Genomic DNA, 20,155 nt, shown 5'->3' with positions numbered 1-20,155 from the left:
GTACTGCATCAGGCGCGGGATTTATCCACAGCCGGTCAGTGCGCAGTGGGCGATTGTTGCCGAACAGCGGTAGAATCCCCGCTCTTTACTTATCCACAAGTGGCCGAGCTGTGCTTATCGAGTCCCGACGTCGCGCTTACTTGACCGCCATGCAGGTGGTCAACTGGCTGCCCCGCACCGAACTGCCGTTTGCCGCGCCGTCGCGGCCCGAGTTGTTGCAGGCGCTTGAGCCCTATGAGGCGTTCGAGTCGTCGGGGGAAGAGGCTGCCGCGCCCGTGGCGGTGGTCAAGCCCCCAGTCGAAACACGCCCGGCGGTCGAACGGGCAAAGATCGAAGTGCCACGCCCTGCGCCGGTGACCAAGGCTGCCAAGGTGGTGGAGGAGGCCGCGCCGGTGGTCAAGGCTCCGGTAGTGCCGCCGCCCCGCTTTGCCCTGCAATTGCTGCGGGCCGGGCGTTGCCTGTTGCTGGTGGAGCTGCCCACCGGCGAGCGCTTCCAGTCCCGCGACCCGGCCTACCTGCTGCTCAAGGACATGCTGCGCGCCGCCGGCCTGCCCGACAGCCCGCAAATCATCGGTGAGCCTGTACGCTGGCCGCTGCTGGTACGCGGCACCATGGACCAGGGCCCGGAAGCTGCGCGGGATTTTGTCCAGGGCTTTGTCTCGGCGCGTCTGGAAGACGAACCCTGCGTGTGCCTGTGGCTGATCGGCTTGCCTGCCGTGCGGTTTGCCGGTGAAGCCAATGCCGAGGCCTGGTACCGCGAACTGCAGGTCGACAGCCTGGGTTCGGTATGGGCCCTGCCGGGTCTGGAATTATTAATGGAAGAGCCACAGCGTAAGGCTGATGTCTGGCAAGCCATGCGCCGGCTGATGGCGCGCTGGAAAACAACTGATGAGTGAGGCTTTATCCTTCCGCCCGATGACCGAGGCCGACCTCGACGCGGTGCTGAAAATCGAATACGCGGCGTTCAGCCATCCCTGGACGCGAGGGATCTTTCTCGACGGGCTGGGCAAGTATCAAATCTGGCTGATGTTCGAAGGTGAGCAGCAGGTGGGCCATGGGGTGGTGCAGATCATTCTCGATGAAGCGCACTTGCTGAACATCACCGTTAAACCGGAAAACCAGGGGCGCGGATTGGGTTTGGCGCTGCTGGAACACCTGATGTCCCGTGCCTACGCGGCCAACGCGCGGGAATGCTTCCTGGAAGTGCGGGACAGCAATACCGGGGCTTTTCGGTTATATGAGCGCTATGGCTTCAATGAGATTGGCCGACGCCGGGATTACTACCCTGCTGTGGGTGGTCGCGAAGACGCGGTCGTCATGGCTTGCACCCTCGTCGACTAAATACCGGAACCAATGTGGGAGGGAGCAAGCCCCCTCCCACATTTTGAGCTGCGTTGTGTCAGCGTTTGCCGTTGAGCGGGTCCAGATCGGCCAGTTCGGCCTCATCCAGGCCATTTCCGCCACCAATATCCTCTTCACCAACAACACTCAGATCGTAGTCCGCCGGGCTGTCTTCTCCTTCCTCCCGAGCATCTCTGGCACCGTCCTCGTGAATCAGCGTTTCCGGGCTCATATCATCATCGGTTGATTCATGATCAGCGGTCGAGGCCCCGGTCATCCCGGCCTCTCGTACCCGTTCGTCGGGCATCAGCTGCTCGCGCTCGCCACGCGGGATTTCATCGCCGATTTCCGCTGTCTGGTCCTCTTCGTCAAAATCCAGCTCGCGCATCGAACCCATGCGGTCTTCGTTGTCGTCGATCGGTTCCGGCTGGGTTGCGCCGTAGGGACGTCGTGATTCAGTCATGGCCAATCCTCATGCTGTGGGGCTTATAGTGTGTGGACAGGCGCTGAGCCCCAAAGATTCAAGCTAATTTGCGCCAGGCGTGACCCGGACGAGGGGTTGTCAGTCACAAAACTGCGCATCATTCCTGAGGCTTTCCCTGATGAACGAACTACAAGACCTGCTTGATAACAACGAACGCTGGGCGGATGCGATCAAACAGGAAGATCCCGAATTCTTCGCCAAGCTCGCCCGCCAGCAAACCCCGGAATACCTGTGGATCGGTTGCTCCGACGCGCGGGTGCCGGCCAATGAGATCGTCGGCATGTTGCCCGGTGATCTGTTCGTGCACCGCAACGTGGCTAACGTGGTGCTGCACACCGACCTCAATTGCCTGTCGGTGATTCAGTACGCGGTGGACGTGCTCAAGGTCAAACACATCCTCGTCACGGGGCACTATGGTTGCGGCGGCGTGCGTGCGTCGATGCAGGACCGCCAGTTCGGCCTGATCGACGGCTGGCTGCGCACTATTCGTGATCTCTACTACGAGAACCGCGAACTGTTGGCTCAACTGCCAACTGAAGAAGAACGCGTTGACCGCATGTGTGAACTCAATGTGATCCAGCAGGTGGCCAATGTCGGTCACACCAGCATTGTGCAAAATGCCTGGCATCGTGGGCAGAGCCTGTCGATCCATGGCTGCATCTACGGCATCAAGGACGGTCGCTGGAAGAGCTTGAACACCACCATCAGTGGCTTCGAGCAACTGCCGCCGCAGTACCGCCTGCGTCCGTTGGGCGAAGCCTAGGACCTTTTGTTTTCGCGCCACCAGGCCAGGCCTTGGGCGTTCAACGGCTCTTTGCTGCCGGTGATCCAGCCCCGGCAGTTCAGCTCGCCGCAATGGCAAGCGAACTGCCGGTAAAGCGCGTCTTCAGTAATGGCGTAATCCAGGGTCAGCAGGCCGCCTGCGGTAATGGTGTTCAGGGTCCATAGTTCCATGTACGTGGTGTCCAGGAGCACGTTCGGCTTGCAGGAGTGCCGTATCAGGCCGCAGAACCATCTATCGTACAAGTGAATACGCGGCGACAGTTGCAGCGTATGCGCCCGGCGCTCGCTGACTGCGTAGCCTGAAACCAGAGCGATGCGTACTCGACTGTCAAAGTCGATGCGAGCCTTGATGCCACCCCGCTTGCCATTAGGGTATCGCACGACCTTGAATTGTGCGGTCGAGGGGTAACCCTGTTCCACCTGCAGCGTCTCAAAGGGGTAGAGGCAGTCATTCACTGCCGTTTTAGCCTTATCCATGGCTTGAGTCTTCATCACTCTCCTGAATTGGGCTGCATGGATCTGGGGTGTTCTGACTGCCAGTCTTGCAGCAAGTGGGCGCAAGCCAAGACTCGCCGAAGTTGAAGCCGGTTTCTACTGTCAGATCTGACAGTAGAAACCGCGGGTTCGCGTTAAAGCGCGGGAGAGGTAACAGTGGGGGGCGGCGCGGCGTTTTTCAGCTGCTTCAATTGCGCCTTGATAGGCGGTGTGGCGCACTTGGTATTGGCCTGCTCCGGGGTCAGGTTGCGCACCGAGGTGAAGAACAGCTCACAGGTCTGCTCCTTGCGTGTGACCTGCCAGGTATTCAAGCAGGCTTTGAGCAACACATTCGCATCGCTGGCGGGTTTCTGGCCCATGCCCGCTTGCCAGCAGGCCGCGCTTAAATCCTGCCCCATTACTTTCAATCCGGCCTCGTCGGCCTTTTGTTCATCTCCGTCATAGCTTGCCGGGTCCGCCGCGTACCAGATGTAGCTGGGGTGGTTGGCGCCCAGCACTGACACGCTCGTGCCTGGTGTCGGGCTGATCTGGGTCAGCTCCAGCACGCCGACGTTCTGACCGTATTGTTGCTTGAGCCAACTGCGCACCGGCGCGCCGAACGCCACCATCGGCAGTGAGCCGTTGGCGTGCAGGCTCAGTTCCTTGACCATGCGGGTCTGGTAGTCGGTGAAGTAGCTGTAGACGCTCTCGAGATCTTTGCCTGCGTTGGACGGTGCGGCGATGGGCGCGATATCGATGATGGTCTGGTAAGCCGGTGTCTCGCTGGCCGGGATGCCGTTGTCGGTAAGCAAGGCCGCCCAGCGGTCAGTGGTGGCCGACTCCAGGTAGTCCTGGGCCTGGGTGAGCGAGTAGTCCGGAGGAAAGTGCAGCAGTTCGATGCTCTTGCGGTTCTCCAGGGCCATGCCCAGCGGCAGGAACAGGTACCAGTTATAAGCCCACTTGCCATCGCTGTTGAGCCGGCTGGCACCCTGATAAGCGAGGTCGGCGGTATTGAGCAAGGTGGTCAGGGACTGGCCGTAGGTGTCCGGTACGCCGCTGAAATTCGCCCAGACCTGGCCATCGTGGGTTTTCACACTGACCCTGGCGCGGCTGTAGCCGTCACGCTGCAGGCTCTGGTTCAAGTAGTGCTCAGCGGTCTGCTCCAGCGTCCATGGCCGAAAGCAGATCACGTTGCAGTTATTGGGAAATGCGAATAACTGGGTGACGCGCTGCGTACTGCCCAGAGGCACCTCGATGTCGGCCTGTACGACCGCACTCACCAGCAGTGCGGCGAGGGTGAAGGACAGCCTGGTCGTTTTAAACATAGTTGGTTCCTTGTCAGCGACGCCCGTCTGCGCGGGATAAAAGCCCACCTGCACACAGTAGCGGCTGACCGGGAAAATCGCGTGTTAAATCGCCAGGCATGTCGTTATTGGATAAGCCTCTACGGGTGAAATTGCAAAGCGTTGGTCAGGTCGCCCATGGGCTTCTGGCCGCGGGCGATCATCGCGTCGTCACGCTGCTTGAGGCCGTCCAGAGTCTCCAATTGGAACACTCGGGTGATCAAACGCAGGATCGATGCAGTGTCGTACACCGTGTGGTCAACCGTGCCTTTGCGCGCAAACGGCGACACCACCAGGGCCGGCACCCGCGTGCCCGGGCCCCAGCGGTCACCCTTGGGCGGCGCGACGTGATCCCACCAGCCGCCGTTTTCATCGACGGTGACCACCACCACCATGTTTTTCCACTGCGGGCTCTCTTGCAGCACTTTCAGGGCGCGGGCGATATGGCGGTCGCCCGAGGCCACATCGGCATAACCGGCGTGCATGTTCAGGTTGCCCTGGGGTTTGTAGAAACTCACGGCCGGCAGCTTGCCGGCCTGGGCATCTGCGAAGAACTTGTTCGTGCTTGATTCATCCCCCAAGCCGCCGTCGCGCAGGCGTTTATCACGTTCCGCACGGTTTTGCGGACCTTGCTGCTTGAAGTAGTTGAACGGCTGGTGGTGGTACTGGAAGTTCGGGATCTTGGGGATCCCGCCCGAATCCTTGAACTGCTCCAGAGTGGCCTGCCACGCGCCGGCATACCAGGCCCAGTCAACGTTCTTTTTCGACAGCTTGTCGCCAATGTGCTCGTGGGTTTGCGGCACCAGCACATTGGGCAGGTCAGGCTTTGAGTAATCCGGGTTTTGCGGGTCGCGAATCCAGGTGGGCCAATACGGCGGGGCCAGGGTGTTTACGGCGTAACCGTCCGGGGTCAGCGCGCTGGGGCCGAACTGCGGCGGGCCGGTCATGGCGCTGGCCGGGGACGCGTCCAGCGGCTTGAGGCGCGTGTCGGTGGGGTCATCACTTTGCAGCGTGGCGATCTGCGCCTTGGCCACCGATTGCGCGGCATTGGGATAAACCGGCGCCGTGGCGCTGATCAGGTAGTGGTGGTTAAGAAACGAGCCGCCAAATGCGCCCTGGAAAAAGTTATCGCAGAGCACAAACTCCCTGGCAACGTCCCACAGGCGCAGAGAATAACGACTTTGGGCGTAATGGCCCATCACCAGGCCCCCGGCATCGCCCCAGGCGACAAAACCGTCGTTCTTGCCGCCGTTGATCTGCATCTGGTTTTGATAGAACACATGCCACAGGTCGCGGGTTACCAAGCTCAATGGCAGGTCTTCGGCGTTCGGGCCCTTGAGGGCAAACGGTGCGTTGGAAAGGTTTTCCTGGAATTGCACACCGCTGGGGTAGGTCACCCCGTCGACCGTTTGCGGGCCTACTTGCAACACACCGCCCCATGTGGGCGGCAGGCTGGCCAGCACACTACCGTCGCGGTCGCGCTGCCGGGTGTCAGTGGCGGATAACGCCGACAGTGGTTTTTCAAGCCCGGGGAAATCGGCAAACAGGTTGTTGAAGCTGCGGTTCTCGGCGTAGATCACCACCACGGTTTTAACCTGGTCGCTCAAGGCCTTGTCCAGCTCCTGGGGCGTGAGCGGCCTGGCTACCGGTGTGCTCGGCGCTTCGCTGGTATGGCCGCAGGCACTCAAGGTCGCGCCTACCCCCAACACCGCCGCACCGCCGAGGAAGCGCCGACGGCTGGTGTCGACCGGCGTTTTGGGGGCGCAGTCGTGGGTAGGGCGGTCGTTGTGCTCGTCACTCATTGCGGGGGGAGTCCTTGGCGAGATGTTGCAAGATATTTCGCAGGACGGTAGCAATGGAATGTGACGGAACGAAGACACACATGTGATGTGCGGGGCGTGTCTACACAGAGTAAGCGCTGCTAGACTGGGCTTCTAATGCACACCATCGAGGTGAGTCGTGAAACCTTCAACTGCACTTGATCTACAACGAGCAGCTGTCAGAGAAGTGATAGGACGTTTCCAAATATCAAACCCGAGAGTATTTGGGTCTGTATTAACGGGTACCGACCAAGAAGGCAGTGATCTTGATTTGTTGGTTGATGTGCCACCGGGGACAACTCTTTTTGATCTTGGCGGGTTGCAGGTCGAGCTTGAGGACTTGTTAGGCGTCAATGTCGACCTGTTGACGCCTGGCGACTTGCCTTTGAAATTTCGCGCCAAGGTGTTGGCTGAGGCCCGTCCTGTATGACAGAAAATCGCTTAGGGGATTATCTGGAGCACATAAGGCAAGCTGCCACTGACGCTATCACTTTTGTAGAGGGCTTGAGCAAAGAAGAGTTTTTGGAGGACCGGCGAACACAACAAGCTGTGGTCATGAGCCTGATCATCGTTGGTGAAGCGTCGACGAAAATCATGGATCAGCATCCGGACTTCGCGGCACGCCATTCACATATTCCTTGGCGCAATATGCGAGCGATGCGCAACCGAATCGCTCATGGTTACTTCGATATCAACTTGGATGTTGTTTGGGACACGATACAGAGTGCATTACCTGATCTATTGGCACGCCTTCCTGTAAATCCTTGACCGCAGCTGTTCTACCAACAGTTGCGGTCACCCGTTATTCAGGGCATCACAGGCGGCAAATACTTCAACGTCGTCCCCAGCGCCCACAACAAGAACAACACCAGCGGCGTGTGCACCAACAACTGCACAAACGAAAACCCGATCAAGTCCCGCGCCTTCAGCCCCAACACCCCCAGCAGCGGCAGCATATAGAACGGGTTGATCAAGTTCGGCAGTGCCTCGGCGGCGTTGTAGATCTGCACCGCCCAGCCCAGGTGGTATTGCAGGTCATTGGCCACTTGCATCACATAGGGCGCCTCGATAATCCACTTGCCGCCACCCGATGGGATGAAGAAGCCCAGCACCGCCGAATACACGCCCATCAGCAGCGCGTAGGTGTCGTGGGAGGCGATGGAGGTGAAGAACGTCGAGATATGGTGCGCCAGGGTCTGGCCGTCACCGCCCTTGACCACCGTCATCAGCGCGGCAATCGAGCCGTACAGCGGGAACTGGATCAGCACGCCGGTGGTGGTTGGCACCGCACGGGCCACGGCATCGAGGAAGCTGCGCGGGCGCCAGTGCAGCAGGGCGCCGACCATGATGAACAGGAAATTATAGGTGTTGAGCCCGGAGATGGCGCTGATCGCCGGCTTGGTTGAGAACTCATGGAACAGCCAGCCGGCTGCCAGCAATGCCAGCAATATCGTCAGCAACGGGCTGTGTTCCAGCCATTCGCCAGGACGCGTCGGCGGTTGTGGCTTGGGCAGGTTAAAGGCCGGGTCGACGCCGCAGGCCTTGGCATCCCGGGCACTGTTGGGGCCTGGCGCGGTGGCGTAGGCGATGATCAGCGACACCACGATCAGCGCCAGAAGCAGCACACCGGATTGCCACAGGAAGATCGTTTCGGTGAACGGGATCATCCCGGTGATCGACAGGATCGACGGCGGCAAGCTGGCCGGGTTGGCCTGCAACTGCGCGGCTGACGACGACAGCCCCAACGCCCACACGGCACCGAGGCCCAGGTATGCTGCAGCGCCGGCGGCGCGGTAGTCCATGCGCAAATCGGTACGACGGGCCAACGCCCGCACCAGCAAACCGCCGAACACCAGGGACAAGCCCCAGTTGAGCAACGATGCCACCATGGAAATCAACGCCACCCAGGCTACCGCCGAACGACCGTTCTTGGGGATGCGCGCCAAGCGGTCGATCAACTTCACCGCGGGCGGCGAGCTGGCGACTACATAACCGCCGATCACCACAAACGCCATCTGCATGGTGAACGGGATCAGGCTCCAGAACCCGTCGCCAAATGCTTTGGCCGCTTCGGCGGGCGCTGCGCCCATGCCCAGGGTCGCCACGGCGACGATAATCACCGCGAGGGCGGCAAACACCCAGGAGTCGGGAAACCAGCGCTCGGCAAAATTGGAACAACGCAGAGCAAATCGAGCGTAACGGCTTTCTTCGATAGCATCGGCCATGAAGCTTTCCTCTTGTATTTATTATGGGGTTTGGCAGTTTTACGGCATGTTCCTCTACCCCCATTGATTTGGGAATGTAGTTATCTTCAACGATCAATGAGTAAAACAAATATATCCGTCGTGATTGCCTTCAATGGGTTCAGCTCATAACCTGCACGCCATTTTGTTTGTCTGCCGAGCCTGCACATGACTGCCACCTTTTCCCCACGGGCGCAGCGTTTTTCCCGCTCCGACTACAAAACCCTGGGCCTGGCCGCCCTCGGTGGAGCCCTGGAAATCTACGACTTCATTATTTTTGTGTTTTTCGCGCTGACCCTCAGCCAATTATTTTTCCCCCCGGAAATGCCTGAGTGGCTGCGCCTGTTGCAAAGCTTCGGCATCTTCGTTACTGGCTACCTCGCCCGTCCGCTGGGCGGCATCCTGATGGCGCACTTTGCCGACCACCTGGGGCGCAAGCGCGTATTCAGCTTGAGCATCCTGATGATGGCCTTGCCCTGCCTGCTGATCGGCATCATGCCGACCTACGCGCAGATCGGCTATTTCGCACCCTTGATCCTGCTGGCGCTGCGCGTGCTGCAAGGTGCCGCAGTGGGCGGCGAAGTGCCCAGCGCCTGGACCTTCGTCGCCGAGCACGCGCCGCGCCAGCACCGTGGCTACGCCTTGGGCTTCCTGCAAGCCGGCCTGACCTTCGGTTACCTGCTGGGCGCATTGACTGCCACCTTGCTGGCGCAAGTCTTCACCCCGGCCGAAATCCTCGACTATGCCTGGCGCTTGCCCTTCCTGCTCGGCGGCGTATTCGGCGTGATCGGCGTATGGCTGCGTCGCTGGCTCAGCGAAACCCCGGTGTTCCTCCAAATGCAGGCGCGTCGCCAGGCCGCCGCCGAAATGCCATTGCGCACCGTGCTGCGCGAGCATCGCGCCGTGCTGTTGCCAGCCATGATCCTGACCTGCGTACTCACCTCAGCCGTGGTGGTGCTGGTGGTCATCACCCCGACCATGATGCAGAAAACCTTCGGCATGAGCCCCAGCCACACCTTCGCCCTGAGCGCGTTGGGCATCGTTTTCCTGAATATCGGCTGCGTCCTCGCCGGCTTGCTCGTGGACCGCATCGGCGCCTGGCGCGCGGTGCTGGTCTACAGCCTGTTGCTGCCGGTAGGGATTTTTATCCTGTATGCCAGCCTGATCAGCGGCGGTGTGTGGCTGGGCGCGGCGTACGCCGTGGCAGGCTTGAGCTGCGGGGTGGTGGGCGCGGTGCCGTCAGTGATGGTCGGCCTGTTCCCGGCGCAGGTGCGGGTGTCGGGGATTTCCTTCACCTACAACATTGCCTATGCGCTGTGGGCGAGTACTACGCCGCTGCTATTGATCGCGCTGATGCCGACCAGCCCGTGGGTCTGCGTGGGGTATTGCGTGGTGATGGGGGCGGTGGGGGTGGGAACCACGATCGTCTTTCGTAATTTAGGCTACGCGAACTACTAATGTTTTTTTGAGTGTCAATACTCAACCTGCCCCCCCTCCCATAGCCAAATTTCTGCTGATAGGAGGGGGAGATAGTTTTTAATCTTTTGCTTACGGAACTTTAACTTGTTATGGGCCCCAGATCGGTGTCGTTTCGGCCTGGAAGAATTCTATATCAAATCCGAAAAATTGATGTTTTGCTCTCATCATTGTCTGTTGATTTTCTTTGCTTTCAGCTTTTCCGTAGATACTAATGAAAATTTTCTCCACTTGAGCCTCCTTTATTTCTTCAAATATATGTCTGTCGTTGTCTGCTATAGAGTGGCCATAGATGAAGAGTGTGCCGTTTAAGTCTCTAAGCTTTCGTAGGCAATAATTTAAATAGGGGTTGTGTTCTATCCGTGCGCGTTTTTTTGCATGGGTCGGCTCCGCAACAAACAGGGGGAATTTCCCGTGCTCTAAGTTTTCTCTGACCTGGTCAATTATGGGGATTCCATCTTCCGTACATTTATGCTTTTTTATACCGGACACAGTATCATAAATGTGCAGTCCCCCATGAAGAAAGTGGACCTCCTGGTTAGTACCATGCCCTACCCAGGATGTTGGGTATCTGAAGCCGTCATCGGTGGAGTAGCGCTCTGGAGGTAGGTTGTTTTTATTTTTTGCCCAGTAAAGCAATAGGTCATAATTCAGTGTGAATATTTGGTTGAATGAACATAGAAACTTTCGTGCTGTGGTGTATTGTTCATCAGAAATATTGCTGGGTAGTGGAGGGTGAGTGTTGGAGATGGCGTTTATAAGTGCTGACTTCAGTACTTCTTGATCTCGCTTTACGGTTTCTATGAGTTCTGGGTTCGCTTCGTAAATTTCTAGTACAAGCTGTGTGGAAACCAGTCGTTTCATGACTTTTTCAAAGTCATAAGTGTTAAGTTGTTTAAATAGCTCTTTAAGTTGAAATTCTCGATCTCCGAAATTAGCAGCTTGAAGCAGATACTTGTAGTTGAAGATCTGGTGGTTCCACGCTTGAGAGAAACCGTTTGCGAGTAATACTGAGGGCTTTTGGCCCACGGGTACTGATTGCATCGCGTCGCTGTAGGTGATCACCTTCACGCTCCCTGTGAGTAATGTTTAAGGCACAATAATTTGCGTGATGACTATATGCCATTATTCGATCGCTGAGGCAAGACTATGTATTACGTGTGAGGTTTAAGAACTTTCTCCGACAATAGGCACCAGGATGGCAAGGTGCCAGAGCAAGCAAGTCGTACCTGATAGAACTGCCCCAGCGTGTCCATGAACGATTTTGGTGCGCTCAACGCTAACGACGTTCTGGCGTGCAGATGACAATTTTGCAAACCATGCCCGTGGATCTGGCCTATAGCTCTATGATCCGCTTCCTCCCAACCCACAAGGACATCCCATGAGCGCAGGACACAGCCACGCCCAAGTACGCGCCGGCCACGAACGCAAGTTATGGATCGCCCTGGGGCTGACCGCCAGCTTCATGCTGGCCGAAGTCATCGGCGCCTTTATCACCGGCAGCCTGGCACTGTTGTCGGACGCGGCGCACATGATGACCGACGCCCTGGCCCTGGCGATTTCCCTGGTGGCGATCCAGGTCGCCAAGCGCCCGGCAGATCGCAAGCGCACCTTCGGGTATGCGCGGTTCGAGATTCTGGCGGCTGCGTTCAATGCATTGCTGCTGTTCGCCGTGGCGTTCTACATCTTGTACGAGGCTTACCTGCGGCTGCAGACGCCCGCCGAGATCCAGTCCACCGGCATGTTGGTGATTGCGCTGCTGGGGCTGGTCGTCAACCTGATCTCCATGCGCCTGCTCAGCGCGGCCAGCGGCGAGAGCCTTAACGTCAAGGGTGCCTATCTGGAAGTCTGGAGCGACATGCTCGGCTCCGTCGGCGTGATCATTGCCGCGCTGGTGATCATGTTCACCGGCTGGGGGTGGGTCGATTCCGTGGTCGCGGCCGCCATCGGCTTTTGGGTATTGCCGCGCACCTGGACCCTCCTCAAGGCGAGCATGAACATCCTGCTGCAAGGTGTGCCGGAAGGCGTCGATATCGAGCAGGTGGAGCAGGCCATCCGCAGCGTGCCTGGGGTCAGGGACGTGCACGACCTGCACATCTGGGCCCTCACCAGTGGCAAGAATGTGCTGAGTACGCATTTGGTCGCGGATGCGTCCCAGGGCACTGAGCAGCAGATCCTCAGCCGAGTGACGGAGTTACTGCACGAGCAATTCGATATTTCCCATGCCACGATCCAGGTTGAGGGCGAGGGTTTTCAGCATGACGATCACGACGACGTGCATGCCTGAGCCTGGCTAACGGATTTGTAATCTTTCACCCACGGCCCTGATAAGTACCGACAGCTACATTGCCCCCGCTGGGACACCTCAGCGACTTCATGGGCGTGGAACTCTCGTTATGGCAATTTCCGTTAGAACACTGTTGGGGGCGGCAGCATTGGCATTGTGGATATCCGCAAACGCCGCCCAGGCACAACCCCTCACCCTCGATGCAGCGCTGCAAACCGCCTTCGCCAACAACCCGGACCTGGCGGCCGCACAATGGGAAATCGACATCGCCCAGGGCGGCCGCCAGCAGGCCGGCTTGATCCCCAACCCTGTGGCCTCCTGGGATGCCGAAGACACCCGCCGCAACAGCCGCACCACCAGTATCAAACTCAGCCAGACCCTGGAACTGGGCGGCAAGCGCGGTGCGCGCATCGAGGTGGCCACCCGCGCCCAGGACGCCGCCGCGCTGACCCTGGAGCAGCGCCGTAACCTGTTGCGCGCCGAGGTCATCGACAGCTACTACGGCGCCCTGCGCGCCCAGGAGCGCCTCGACCTGGCGCAACGCTCCATGACGCTTGCCGAGCGCGGCCTGGTGGTCGCCAACGGGCGTGTCACCGCCGGCAAGTCGTCACCGGTGGAAGCTACCCGCGCCCAGGTGCAGGTGTCGGAAATCCGCCTGGAATTGAACCGCGCACAGATTGGCCTCACTGATGCCTACCGTCGCCTGGCCACCAGCACCGGCAGTGCGGCCACCGACTTCCAGGCCGTCGCCACGCCAAACACCTCCGCGCCGGCGTTACCCGCCGCCGCGCCTTTGCTGGCACGTCTTGAGCAAACCGCCGAACTGCGCCTGGCCGAACTCAATATTGTGCAGAACGAAGCCAGCGTGGGCCTGGAAAAAGCCCAGCGCATTCCGGACCTGGATGTGTCCATTGGCAGCCAGTACGACGCCAGCGTGCGCGAGCGGGTCAACCTGGTGGGCGTGTCGATGCCGATCCCGCTGTTCAACCGCAACCAGGGCAACATCCTCGCGGCCACTCGACGCGCCGACCAGGCCCGCGACCTGCGCAACGCCGCCGAGCTGCGCCTGCGCACCGAAACCCGCCAGGCCCTGGACCTGTGGCAAACGGCGAACACCGAAGTGCGTGCGTTCAACCAACAGATCCTGCCTGCCGCACAGAGCGCGGTAGACAGCGCCACCCGTGGTTTCGAGATGGGCAAGTTCAACTTTCTCGACGTGCTCGACGCCCAGCGTACCTTGATCGCGGCCCGCACCCAGTACCTCGCGGCGACGGCCCAGGCCACCGACGCCTGGGTGCGTATCGAACGAATTTACGGCGACCTCGCCCGGTTTTGATTTTTCCTGGAGTCCCCTGATGAACAAAAAACATGGCATGGCGCTCGCCGTCGCCTTGGGCCTGCTGCTATCGGGCTTGGCCCACGCCGAGGAAGAAGAAGGCAAACTTGAACTCACCGAGCAGCAGATCCAGGCCGCCGGTATTCAACTGGCCCAAGCGCAACCGCGCTCGATCAGCACGGTGCTGACGCTGCCCGGCGAGGTGCGTTTTGATGAAGACCGTACCTCCCACATCGTGCCCCGTGCTGCGGGCGTGGTGGAAGCGGTGAACGTCAATCTGGGCCAGTCGGTAAAAAAAGGCGAACTGTTGGCGGTGATCGCCAGCCAGCAGATTTCCGACCAGCGCAGTGAGTTGGCGGCCAGCCAGCGCCGGGTCGAACTGGCGCGTACCACCTTTGAGCGCGAGCGCCAGTTGTGGCAGGACAAAATCTCCGCCGAGCAGGATTACCTGCTGGCGCGGCAAACCCTGCAAGAGGCCGAAATCGCCCTGAACAATGCGCGGCAGAAGATGACCGCCCTCAGCGGCAGCGCAGTTCTGGCCGGTGGCAATCGCTATGAACTGCGGGCGCCGTTCGCCGGGGTGGTGGTGGAAAAACACCTGGGCGTGGGCGAGGTGGTCAGTGAAACCAGCAACGCATTCACGCTCTCGGACCTGTCTCAGGTGTGGGTCACCTTCGGTGTCTTTCCCAAGGACTTGAACAAGGTCCGTGTAGGCAAACCAGTAAAAGTCAGCTCGACGGAAATGGGCACCGAAGTGCTGGGCACCGTGGCGTATGTCGGCAACTTGCTCGGCGAGCAAACGCGTACCGCCACCGTGCGTGTGACGGTGCCCAACCCCGACGACGCCTGGCGTCCTGGTTTATTCGTGGCCGTGCAAGTCGCCACCGATACCTACCAGGCCAAGGTCACCGTACCGCAAGCCGCCATCCAGACCGTCGAGGACAAGCCCTCGGTGTTCGTGCGCACTGCAGAAGGCTTTATCACCCGCCATCTTGAACTGGGCGTCAGTGAAAACGGCTACGTCGAAGTGCGTCAGGGCCTGGAGGCCGGTGCGCAAGTGGCGACGGCTGGCAGCTTCATCCTCAAGTCCGAACTGGGCAAAGGCTCGGCCGAACACGCCCATTGATCTGCGAGTGACTCCCCATGTTTGAGCGCCTTATCCAATTCGCCATCGAGCAGCGCATTATCGTGTTGCTGGCGGTGCTGTTGATGGCCGGTGTCGGCATCGCCAGCTATCAGAAACTGCCCATCGACGCGGTGCCCGATATCACCAACGTGCAGGTGCAGATCAACTCGGCGGCCGCCGGTTTTTCGCCGCTGGAAACCGAGCAGCGCATCACCTTTCCCATCGAAACCGCCATGGCCGGCCTGCCGGGCTTGCAGCAGACGCGTTCGCTGTCGCGTTCCGGTTTGTCCCAGGTCACGGTGATTTTCAAGGACGGCACCGACCTGTTTTTTGCCCGCCAACTGGTCAACGAGCGTCTGCAAGTGGCCCGCGGGCAATTGCCCGATGGCATCGAAACCGCGATGGGGCCGATTTCCACCGGGCTTGGGGAAATTTTCCTGTGGACCGTGGAAGCTGAGGACGGTGCGCGCAAAGAGGACGGTACGCCTTACACCCCCACCGACCTGCGGGTGATCCAGGACTGGATCATCAAACCGCAGCTGCGCAATGTGCCGGGCGTGGCCGAGATCAATACCATCGGGGGCTTCGCCAAGGAGTATCAGATTGCGCCGGACCCCAAGCGCCTGGCCGCCTACAACCTGACGCTCAACGATCTGGTGACCGCTCTGGAGCGCAACAACGCCAATGTCGGCGCCGGTTATATCGAGCGCAGCGGCGAACAGTTGTTGATCCGCGCGCCGGGGCAAGTGGCGTCTATCGATGACATCGCCAACATTGTCATCACCACCTCGGACGGCACCCCGATTCGTGTGCGTAACGTGGCCCAGGTCGACATTGGCCGCGAGCTGCGCACCGGCGCCGCCACCGAAAACGGCCGCGAAGTAGTACTGGGCACCGTGTTCATGTTGATCGGTGAGAACAGCCGCAGCGTGTCCCAGGCAGTGGCGAAAAAGCTCGAGGAGATCAACCGTTCACTGCCCGAAGGCGTGGTGGCGGTCACCGTCTACGACCGCACCAACCTGGTGGAAAAAGCCATCGCCACCGTGAAGAAGAACCTCTTCGAAGGTGCGTTGCTGGTGGTGGCGGTGTTGTTCCTGTTCCTGGGCAATATCCGTGCGGCGCTGATCACGGCGATGGTGATTCCGCTGGCGATGCTGTTCACCTTCACCGGCATGTTCACCAACAAAGTCAGCGCCAACCTGATGAGCCTCGGTGCGCTGGACTTCGGCATTATCGTCGACGGTGCGGTGGTGATCGTCGAGAACGCCATCCGTCGTCTGGCCCATGCGCAGCAGCGTCACGGCCGCCTGCTGACCCGCAGTGAGCGCCTGCACGAAGTGTTCGCTGCTGCCAAAGAGGCGCGACGGGCGCTGATCTTCGGGCAACTGATCATCATGGTGGTGTACCTGCCGATCTTCGCTCTTACCGGGGTGGCCGGGAAGATGTTCCACCCGATGGCGTTCACGGTGGTGATTGCCTTGCTCGGCGCGATGATTCTGTCGGTGACCTTCGTACCGGCGGCGATTGCGTTGTTCGTCACCGGCAAGGTCAAGGAAGAAGAAAACTTCGTCATGCGCAGCGCACGCCGGGTGTATGACCCAGTGCTCAATTGGGTGATGACGCGCCGCCCCTTGGTATTTGGCCTGGCGCTGCTGACCATCGTCGTATCGGGCCTGGTCGCCAGCCGTATGGGCAGCGAATTTATCCCCAGCCTCAGCGAGGGCGACTTCGCCCAGCAGGCGCTGCGCGTACCTGGCACCAGCCTGACGCAATCGGTGCAGATGCAGCAGCAATTGGAAAAAACCTTGCTGGCCGAAGTGCCGGAAATCGAGCGGGTATTTGCGCGCACCGGTACGGCGGAAATCGCCTCCGACCCGATGCCGCCGAACATCTCCGACAGCTACGTGATGCTCAAACCCAAGGACCAATGGCCGGACCCGAGCAAGTCACGCGAGGCGATCATTGCCGACATCCAACGCGCCAGCGCGATTGTGCCGGGCAGCGTGTATGAGCTGTCGCAACCGATCCAGCTGCGTTTCAACGAGCTGATTTCCGGGGTGCGCAGCGATGTGGCGGTGAAGGTGTTTGGCGATGATATGGCCGTGCTCAACACCACTGCCGGGGAAATCGCCGAGACCTTGCAAAAGCTCAACGGCGCCTCGGAAGTGAAGGTGGAACAGACCTCCGGCCTGCCGGTGCTGACCATCAATATCGACCGCGATAAGGCCGCTCGCTTTGGCCTGAATGTGGGCGATGTGCAGGACACCATCGCTGTCGCCGTCGGTGGGCGTCAGGCCGGTACGTTGTACGAAGGTGATCGGCGTTTCGACATGGTCGTGCGCTTGTCCGACGCACTGCGCACAGACATCGAAGGCTTGTCACGGTTATTGATTCCGGTGCCGGCGCTGGCCGGTAGTACCTCGGGACAACTGGGCTTTATCGCCTTGTCCCAGGTCGCCAGCCTCGACCTGGTGCTGGGCCCCAACCAGATCAGTCGCGAGAATGGCAAGCGCCTGGTGATCGTCAGCGCCAACGTGCGTGGGCGTGATATCGGCTCGTTTGTCGAGGAAGCCGAAGCGGCCATTGCCACTCAGGTGAAAGTGCCCGCCGGTTACTGGACCACCTGGGGCGGGCAATTCGAGCAGTTGAAAGAAGCCTCCGAGCGCCTGCGTATCGTGGTGCCGGTGGCGTTGCTGCTGGTGTTCGGCCTGCTGTTCATGATGTTCAACAACCTCAAGGATGGCTTGCTGGTGTTCACCGGGATTCCGTTCGCGTTGACTGGTGGAATCATGGCGCTGTGGCTGCGGGATATTCCGCTATCGATTTCGGCAGGGGTGGGCTTTATCGCCTTGTCCGGTGTGGCGGTGCTGAACGGCCTGGTGATGATCGCCTTTATCCGCAACCTGCGCGAAGAAGGGCGCTCGTTAGCGGTGGCGATCCACGAAGGCGCGCTGACCCGCTTGCGCCCGGTGTTGATGACTGCGCTGGTGGCGTCCCTCGGGTTTATCCCCATGGCACTCGCCACCGGCACCGGCGCCGAAGTACAACGCCCGTTGGCGACGGTGGTGATTGGCGGGATTATTTCATCGACATTGCTGACGCTGCTGGTGTTGCCGGCGTTGTATCAGTGGGCTCATCGCCGCGAGGAAGAGACCGCCTGACAACCTTGAATGCACCACAAAACCAATGTGGGAGGGGGCTTGCTCCCGATGGCAGTGGGTCAGTTGATACATGTATTGGCTGACACACTGCCATCGGGAGCAAGCCCCCTCCCACATTGGACCGGTGTTGGCTTCAGGGGAAAGGCCAGGCTGAACCGCGTGAAACGCCCGAGCTGGCTGGTCACATGAGCGTGCCCCTGGTGCAGGTGCATGATCGACTTGACGATAGCCAGCCCCAACCCGGTGCCACCCTCGGCGCGGGTTCGACTGCTGTCGGCGCGGTAGAAACGTTCGAACAGGTGCGGCAGGTGGTGCGCGTCGATGCCTCGGCCGGGGTTGCCCACCGACAGCGACACGCTCTGGCCATAGGTTTCCACCAACAGCAGGATGCTCGAACCTTCTGGCGTATGGCGTATGGCATTGGAGAGCAAATTGGAAATCGCCCGCTGGATCATCAGACGATCCCCCGTCACCCAGGCCTCGCCGCGCAGGCTCAGGGTGACTTGCTTGTCTTCGGCACTCAGGGCAAACAGCTCCATCACTCGCTCGGCCTCTTGCCCCAGGGATACGTCGGTGAATGACGCCCGCGCCGCCGGATGGCTGACCTGGGCAAGGAACAGCATGTCGCTGACAATACGCCCCAGGCGCTCAAGCTCTTCGGTGCTGGATTCCAGCACCGCCTTGTATTCCTCCGGCGGGCGCTGGCGCGACAGGGTCAGTTGAGCCTTGCCCATCAGGTTGGTCAGCGGGGCGCGCAGTTCGTGGGCCAGGTCATCGGAGAATTGCGAGAGTTGCTGTACGCCCGCATCCAGGCGGTCGAGCATCACGTTGAAGCCTTGGGCCAGTTCCCCCAGTTCGTGGGGCAAATTGTCGACGGACAAACGGTGTGTCAGGTCCTGGGTGGTGACCTTCGCCGCCACCTGGCTGAATTGCTTCAACGGCGCCAAGCCGCGTTGTACCAACCACCAGGCACCCATGCCGATCAGTATCAACAGCAGCGGCAGCGCAATCAGCGTGGCGCGCAGATAGGCGCTGAGCAGTGCCTGGTCGTCTCTGCGGTCCAGGGACAGCAGCACCCGCACGCGTTCACCGCTGGCCAGGCGCATCAGGCTGGAGGCGCTGAGCACCTGGTTGCCGTCGCTGTCGGTCCAGTTCAGGTAGCCGAGGGTTTCCCGCGGTTTGAAGTCGGTGAGCAACGGCGATTGGGGCTTGGCGCCGATGTTCAGTAACACGCGGGTGTCGGGCGCGGTGCCGACGATAGTCAGGTAGAAATTGTCGTGGCCGATGACCAGGTCCAGCAGCGCATGGGGACGAGCGCGAATGGCCTGGGCGTCGAGCCCCAGGGACAGGCTGTGCTGGAGCTGCTCCATCTTGCTTTCCAGGCCCTTGCGCGCCAGTTTTTCCAGTTCATGGGTGAGGGCCAGGTAGGCCAGGGTGGCCAGCAGCAAGACCAGGCCCGCGCCCATCAGGCTGACGGTCAAGCCCAGGCGCATCGACAGGCTGCCGGTTTTCATGGGCGCGCCTCCAGCACGTAGCCGACGCCGCGAATGGTGTGGATCAGCTTGACCTCGCTCTGGTCGTCGACCTTGGCGCGCAGGCGGCTGATGGAGACTTCCACCACGTTGGTGTCGCAGTCGAAATTCATATCCCACACCAGCGAAATAATCTGCGTGCGGGTCAGCACTTCACCGCTCTGGCGCATCAGCACCTGCAGCAGCGCGAACTCCTTGGTGGTCAGGTCGATGCGCCGAGTGCCGCGATAGGCGCGGTGGCGACGCGGGTCCAGTTCCAGGTCCGAGACGCGGAACACTTCCGGCTGGGGGATGTGTTCGCTGCGCCGCAACAGGGTGCGCACCCGCGCCAGCAGCTCGGGGAACTCGAACGGCTTGACCAGGTAATCGTCGGCGCCCATGTCCAGGCCCTTGATCTTGTCCGCCAGCCTGCCGCGGGCCGTGAGCATCATCACCCGCTGGTTGCCGTTGCGGCGCAGTTGTTCCAGCACTTGCCAGCCATCCTTGCCCGGCAGGTTGACGTCCAGAATCACCAACTCGTAGGCATGCTGCTCGGCCAGGTGCAGGCCATCAATGCCATTGGCGGCGCAGTCGGCCACGTAGCCGCTTTCGTTCAAACCCTGTCGCAAATAGTCAGCGGTTTTTTGCTCGTCCTCAATCACAAGGATACGCATGGGGGTTACCTCTTGAATGATGGAGAGAAGGCGCCCATGTCCTTATGGCGGCTGTTATCAAAGTGGGAAAAGTCTGAAGGCTAAAGTAGCTTTAGG

General features: G+C 60.2%; 18 protein-coding genes. 10 read left to right on the top strand and 8 right to left on the bottom strand.

The genetic code is table 11. From position 1 onward, the window contains the following. The first annotated feature begins 149 nt into the window (after positions 1-149). The gene (locus E4P01_RS10630) at positions 150-896 is read left to right on the top strand and encodes a hypothetical protein (RefSeq protein ID WP_056845582.1); all 747 of its coding nucleotides are present in this window, start codon (positions 150-152) and stop codon (positions 894-896) included. After that, complete coding sequence (gene rimI, locus E4P01_RS10625) at positions 889-1,341, top strand: ribosomal protein S18-alanine N-acetyltransferase (protein ID WP_003188286.1); 453 nt, start codon at positions 889-891, stop codon at positions 1,339-1,341. The genes E4P01_RS10630 and rimI overlap by 8 nt, the downstream gene beginning before the upstream one ends. Before the next feature lie 58 nt (positions 1,342-1,399). Here rimI and E4P01_RS10620 read toward each other — a convergent pair whose 3' ends face one another. Beyond that, complete coding sequence (locus E4P01_RS10620) at positions 1,400-1,804, bottom strand: hypothetical protein (protein ID WP_032878051.1); 405 nt, start codon at positions 1,802-1,804, stop codon at positions 1,400-1,402. A gap of 139 nt (positions 1,805-1,943) precedes the next feature. Between E4P01_RS10620 and can the strand changes: the two genes are divergently transcribed. Further along, positions 1,944-2,588, top strand: a complete 645-nt coding sequence (gene can / locus E4P01_RS10615) for a carbonate dehydratase (protein ID WP_005784518.1) — start codon at positions 1,944-1,946, stop codon at positions 2,586-2,588. Here can and E4P01_RS10610 read toward each other — a convergent pair. From E4P01_RS10610 to acpA, 3 genes are all read right to left on the bottom strand, one after another. Continuing rightward, on the bottom strand, positions 2,585-3,100 hold the full coding sequence (locus E4P01_RS10610; RefSeq protein WP_216090701.1) for an SET domain-containing protein-lysine N-methyltransferase: 516 nt from the start codon (positions 3,098-3,100) through the stop codon (positions 2,585-2,587). The genes can and E4P01_RS10610 overlap by 4 nt on opposite strands. A gap of 137 nt (positions 3,101-3,237) precedes the next feature. After that, positions 3,238-4,407, bottom strand: a complete 1,170-nt coding sequence (locus tag E4P01_RS10605) for a hypothetical protein (protein ID WP_078820212.1) — start codon at positions 4,405-4,407, stop codon at positions 3,238-3,240. 119 nt (positions 4,408-4,526) lie between these two features. Then, on the bottom strand, positions 4,527-6,227 hold the full coding sequence (gene acpA, locus E4P01_RS10600; RefSeq protein ID WP_216090702.1) for an acid phosphatase: 1,701 nt from the start codon (positions 6,225-6,227) through the stop codon (positions 4,527-4,529). Positions 6,228-6,384: 157 nt separating this feature from the next. Between acpA and E4P01_RS10595 the strand changes: the two genes are divergently transcribed. After that, positions 6,385-6,675 (top strand): nucleotidyltransferase family protein, encoded by a 291-nt coding sequence (locus tag E4P01_RS10595; RefSeq protein ID WP_078820214.1) that lies wholly within the window; start codon positions 6,385-6,387, stop codon positions 6,673-6,675. Further along, positions 6,672-7,013, top strand: a complete 342-nt coding sequence (locus E4P01_RS10590) for a DUF86 domain-containing protein (RefSeq protein ID WP_103734685.1) — start codon at positions 6,672-6,674, stop codon at positions 7,011-7,013. The genes E4P01_RS10595 and E4P01_RS10590 overlap by 4 nt, the downstream gene beginning before the upstream one ends. 38 nt (positions 7,014-7,051) lie before the next feature. On the opposite strand, the gene E4P01_RS10585 is transcribed toward E4P01_RS10590, so the two are convergent. Next, positions 7,052-8,470 carry a TIGR00366 family protein gene (locus tag E4P01_RS10585; protein ID WP_032878044.1) on the bottom strand — a complete coding sequence of 473 codons (1,419 nt, stop codon included), beginning with the start codon at positions 8,468-8,470 and terminating at the stop codon, positions 7,052-7,054. A 186-nt stretch (positions 8,471-8,656) separates the two neighbouring features. On the opposite strand from E4P01_RS10585, the gene E4P01_RS10580 reads away from it, so the two are divergent. Then, the gene (locus E4P01_RS10580) at positions 8,657-9,946 is read left to right on the top strand and encodes an MFS transporter (protein ID WP_216090703.1); all 1,290 of its coding nucleotides are present in this window, start codon (positions 8,657-8,659) and stop codon (positions 9,944-9,946) included. Positions 9,947-10,054: 108 nt separating this feature from the next. Here the strand turns inward: E4P01_RS10580 and E4P01_RS10575 are convergent, their stop codons facing one another. Beyond that, on the bottom strand, positions 10,055-11,029 hold the full coding sequence (locus E4P01_RS10575; RefSeq protein WP_216090704.1) for a DUF4917 family protein: 975 nt from the start codon (positions 11,027-11,029) through the stop codon (positions 10,055-10,057). 316 nt (positions 11,030-11,345) lie between these two features. Here E4P01_RS10575 and E4P01_RS10570 point away from each other — a divergent pair, with 316 nt between their 5' ends. The 4 genes from E4P01_RS10570 to E4P01_RS10555 all read left to right on the top strand — a co-directional run bounded on the left by E4P01_RS10570 (position 11,346) and on the right by E4P01_RS10555 (position 17,874). After that, positions 11,346-12,251, top strand: a complete 906-nt coding sequence (locus E4P01_RS10570; protein WP_216090705.1) for a cation diffusion facilitator family transporter — start codon at positions 11,346-11,348, stop codon at positions 12,249-12,251. 109 nt (positions 12,252-12,360) lie between these two features. Next, positions 12,361-13,587 (top strand): TolC family protein, encoded by a 1,227-nt coding sequence (locus tag E4P01_RS10565; protein ID WP_078820218.1) that lies wholly within the window; start codon positions 12,361-12,363, stop codon positions 13,585-13,587. 19 nt (positions 13,588-13,606) lie between these two features. Then, on the top strand, positions 13,607-14,713 hold the full coding sequence (locus tag E4P01_RS10560; protein WP_078820219.1) for an efflux RND transporter periplasmic adaptor subunit: 1,107 nt from the start codon (positions 13,607-13,609) through the stop codon (positions 14,711-14,713). Positions 14,714-14,730: 17 nt separating this feature from the next. Beyond that, the gene (locus tag E4P01_RS10555; RefSeq protein WP_078820220.1) at positions 14,731-17,874 is read left to right on the top strand and encodes a CusA/CzcA family heavy metal efflux RND transporter; all 3,144 of its coding nucleotides are present in this window, start codon (positions 14,731-14,733) and stop codon (positions 17,872-17,874) included. Between the two features lie 59 nt (positions 17,875-17,933). On the opposite strand, the gene E4P01_RS10550 is transcribed toward E4P01_RS10555, so the two are convergent. Continuing rightward, the gene (locus E4P01_RS10550; RefSeq protein WP_078820221.1) at positions 17,934-19,388 is read right to left on the bottom strand and encodes a heavy metal sensor histidine kinase; all 1,455 of its coding nucleotides are present in this window, start codon (positions 19,386-19,388) and stop codon (positions 17,934-17,936) included. Then, complete coding sequence (locus E4P01_RS10545; protein WP_005784544.1) at positions 19,385-20,059, bottom strand: heavy metal response regulator transcription factor; 675 nt, start codon at positions 20,057-20,059, stop codon at positions 19,385-19,387. The genes E4P01_RS10550 and E4P01_RS10545 overlap by 4 nt, the downstream gene beginning before the upstream one ends. Positions 20,060-20,155 lie beyond the last annotated feature (96 nt).

It is taken from the genome of Pseudomonas sp. NCIMB 10586 (assembly GCF_023127895.1).
Classification (GTDB): domain Bacteria; phylum Pseudomonadota; class Gammaproteobacteria; order Pseudomonadales; family Pseudomonadaceae; genus Aquipseudomonas; species Aquipseudomonas synxantha_A.
Note: the sequence above shows the minus strand (reverse complement) of the source record. Positions and strands in the feature narration are given on the sequence as shown.

Excerpts from the sequence above, each read along its gene's own strand:
- E4P01_RS10630 (WP_056845582.1), top strand. The coding sequence starts at position 150 with ATGCAGGTGGTCAACTGGCTGCCCCGCACCGAACTGCCGTTTGCCGCG.
- E4P01_RS10545 (WP_005784544.1), bottom strand. The coding sequence starts at position 20,059 with ATGCGTATCCTTGTGATTGAGGACGAGCAAAAAACCGCTGACTATTTG.
- E4P01_RS10570 (WP_216090705.1), top strand. The coding sequence starts at position 11,346 with ATGAGCGCAGGACACAGCCACGCCCAAGTACGCGCCGGCCACGAACGC.
- E4P01_RS10620 (WP_032878051.1), bottom strand. The coding sequence starts at position 1,804 with ATGACTGAATCACGACGTCCCTACGGCGCAACCCAGCCGGAACCGATC.
- E4P01_RS10550 (WP_078820221.1), bottom strand. The coding sequence starts at position 19,388 with ATGAAAACCGGCAGCCTGTCGATGCGCCTGGGCTTGACCGTCAGCCTG.
- E4P01_RS10590 (WP_103734685.1), top strand. The coding sequence starts at position 6,672 with ATGACAGAAAATCGCTTAGGGGATTATCTGGAGCACATAAGGCAAGCT.
- E4P01_RS10605 (WP_078820212.1), bottom strand. The coding sequence starts at position 4,407 with ATGTTTAAAACGACCAGGCTGTCCTTCACCCTCGCCGCACTGCTGGTG.
- E4P01_RS10560 (WP_078820219.1), top strand. The coding sequence starts at position 13,607 with ATGAACAAAAAACATGGCATGGCGCTCGCCGTCGCCTTGGGCCTGCTG.
- E4P01_RS10565 (WP_078820218.1), top strand. The coding sequence starts at position 12,361 with ATGGCAATTTCCGTTAGAACACTGTTGGGGGCGGCAGCATTGGCATTG.
- E4P01_RS10585 (WP_032878044.1), bottom strand. The coding sequence starts at position 8,470 with ATGGCCGATGCTATCGAAGAAAGCCGTTACGCTCGATTTGCTCTGCGT.
- E4P01_RS10580 (WP_216090703.1), top strand. The coding sequence starts at position 8,657 with ATGACTGCCACCTTTTCCCCACGGGCGCAGCGTTTTTCCCGCTCCGAC.
- rimI (WP_003188286.1), top strand. The coding sequence starts at position 889 with ATGAGTGAGGCTTTATCCTTCCGCCCGATGACCGAGGCCGACCTCGAC.
- E4P01_RS10555 (WP_078820220.1), top strand. The coding sequence starts at position 14,731 with ATGTTTGAGCGCCTTATCCAATTCGCCATCGAGCAGCGCATTATCGTG.
- acpA (WP_216090702.1), bottom strand. The coding sequence starts at position 6,227 with ATGAGTGACGAGCACAACGACCGCCCTACCCACGACTGCGCCCCCAAA.
- E4P01_RS10610 (WP_216090701.1), bottom strand. The coding sequence starts at position 3,100 with ATGAAGACTCAAGCCATGGATAAGGCTAAAACGGCAGTGAATGACTGC.
- can (WP_005784518.1), top strand. The coding sequence starts at position 1,944 with ATGAACGAACTACAAGACCTGCTTGATAACAACGAACGCTGGGCGGAT.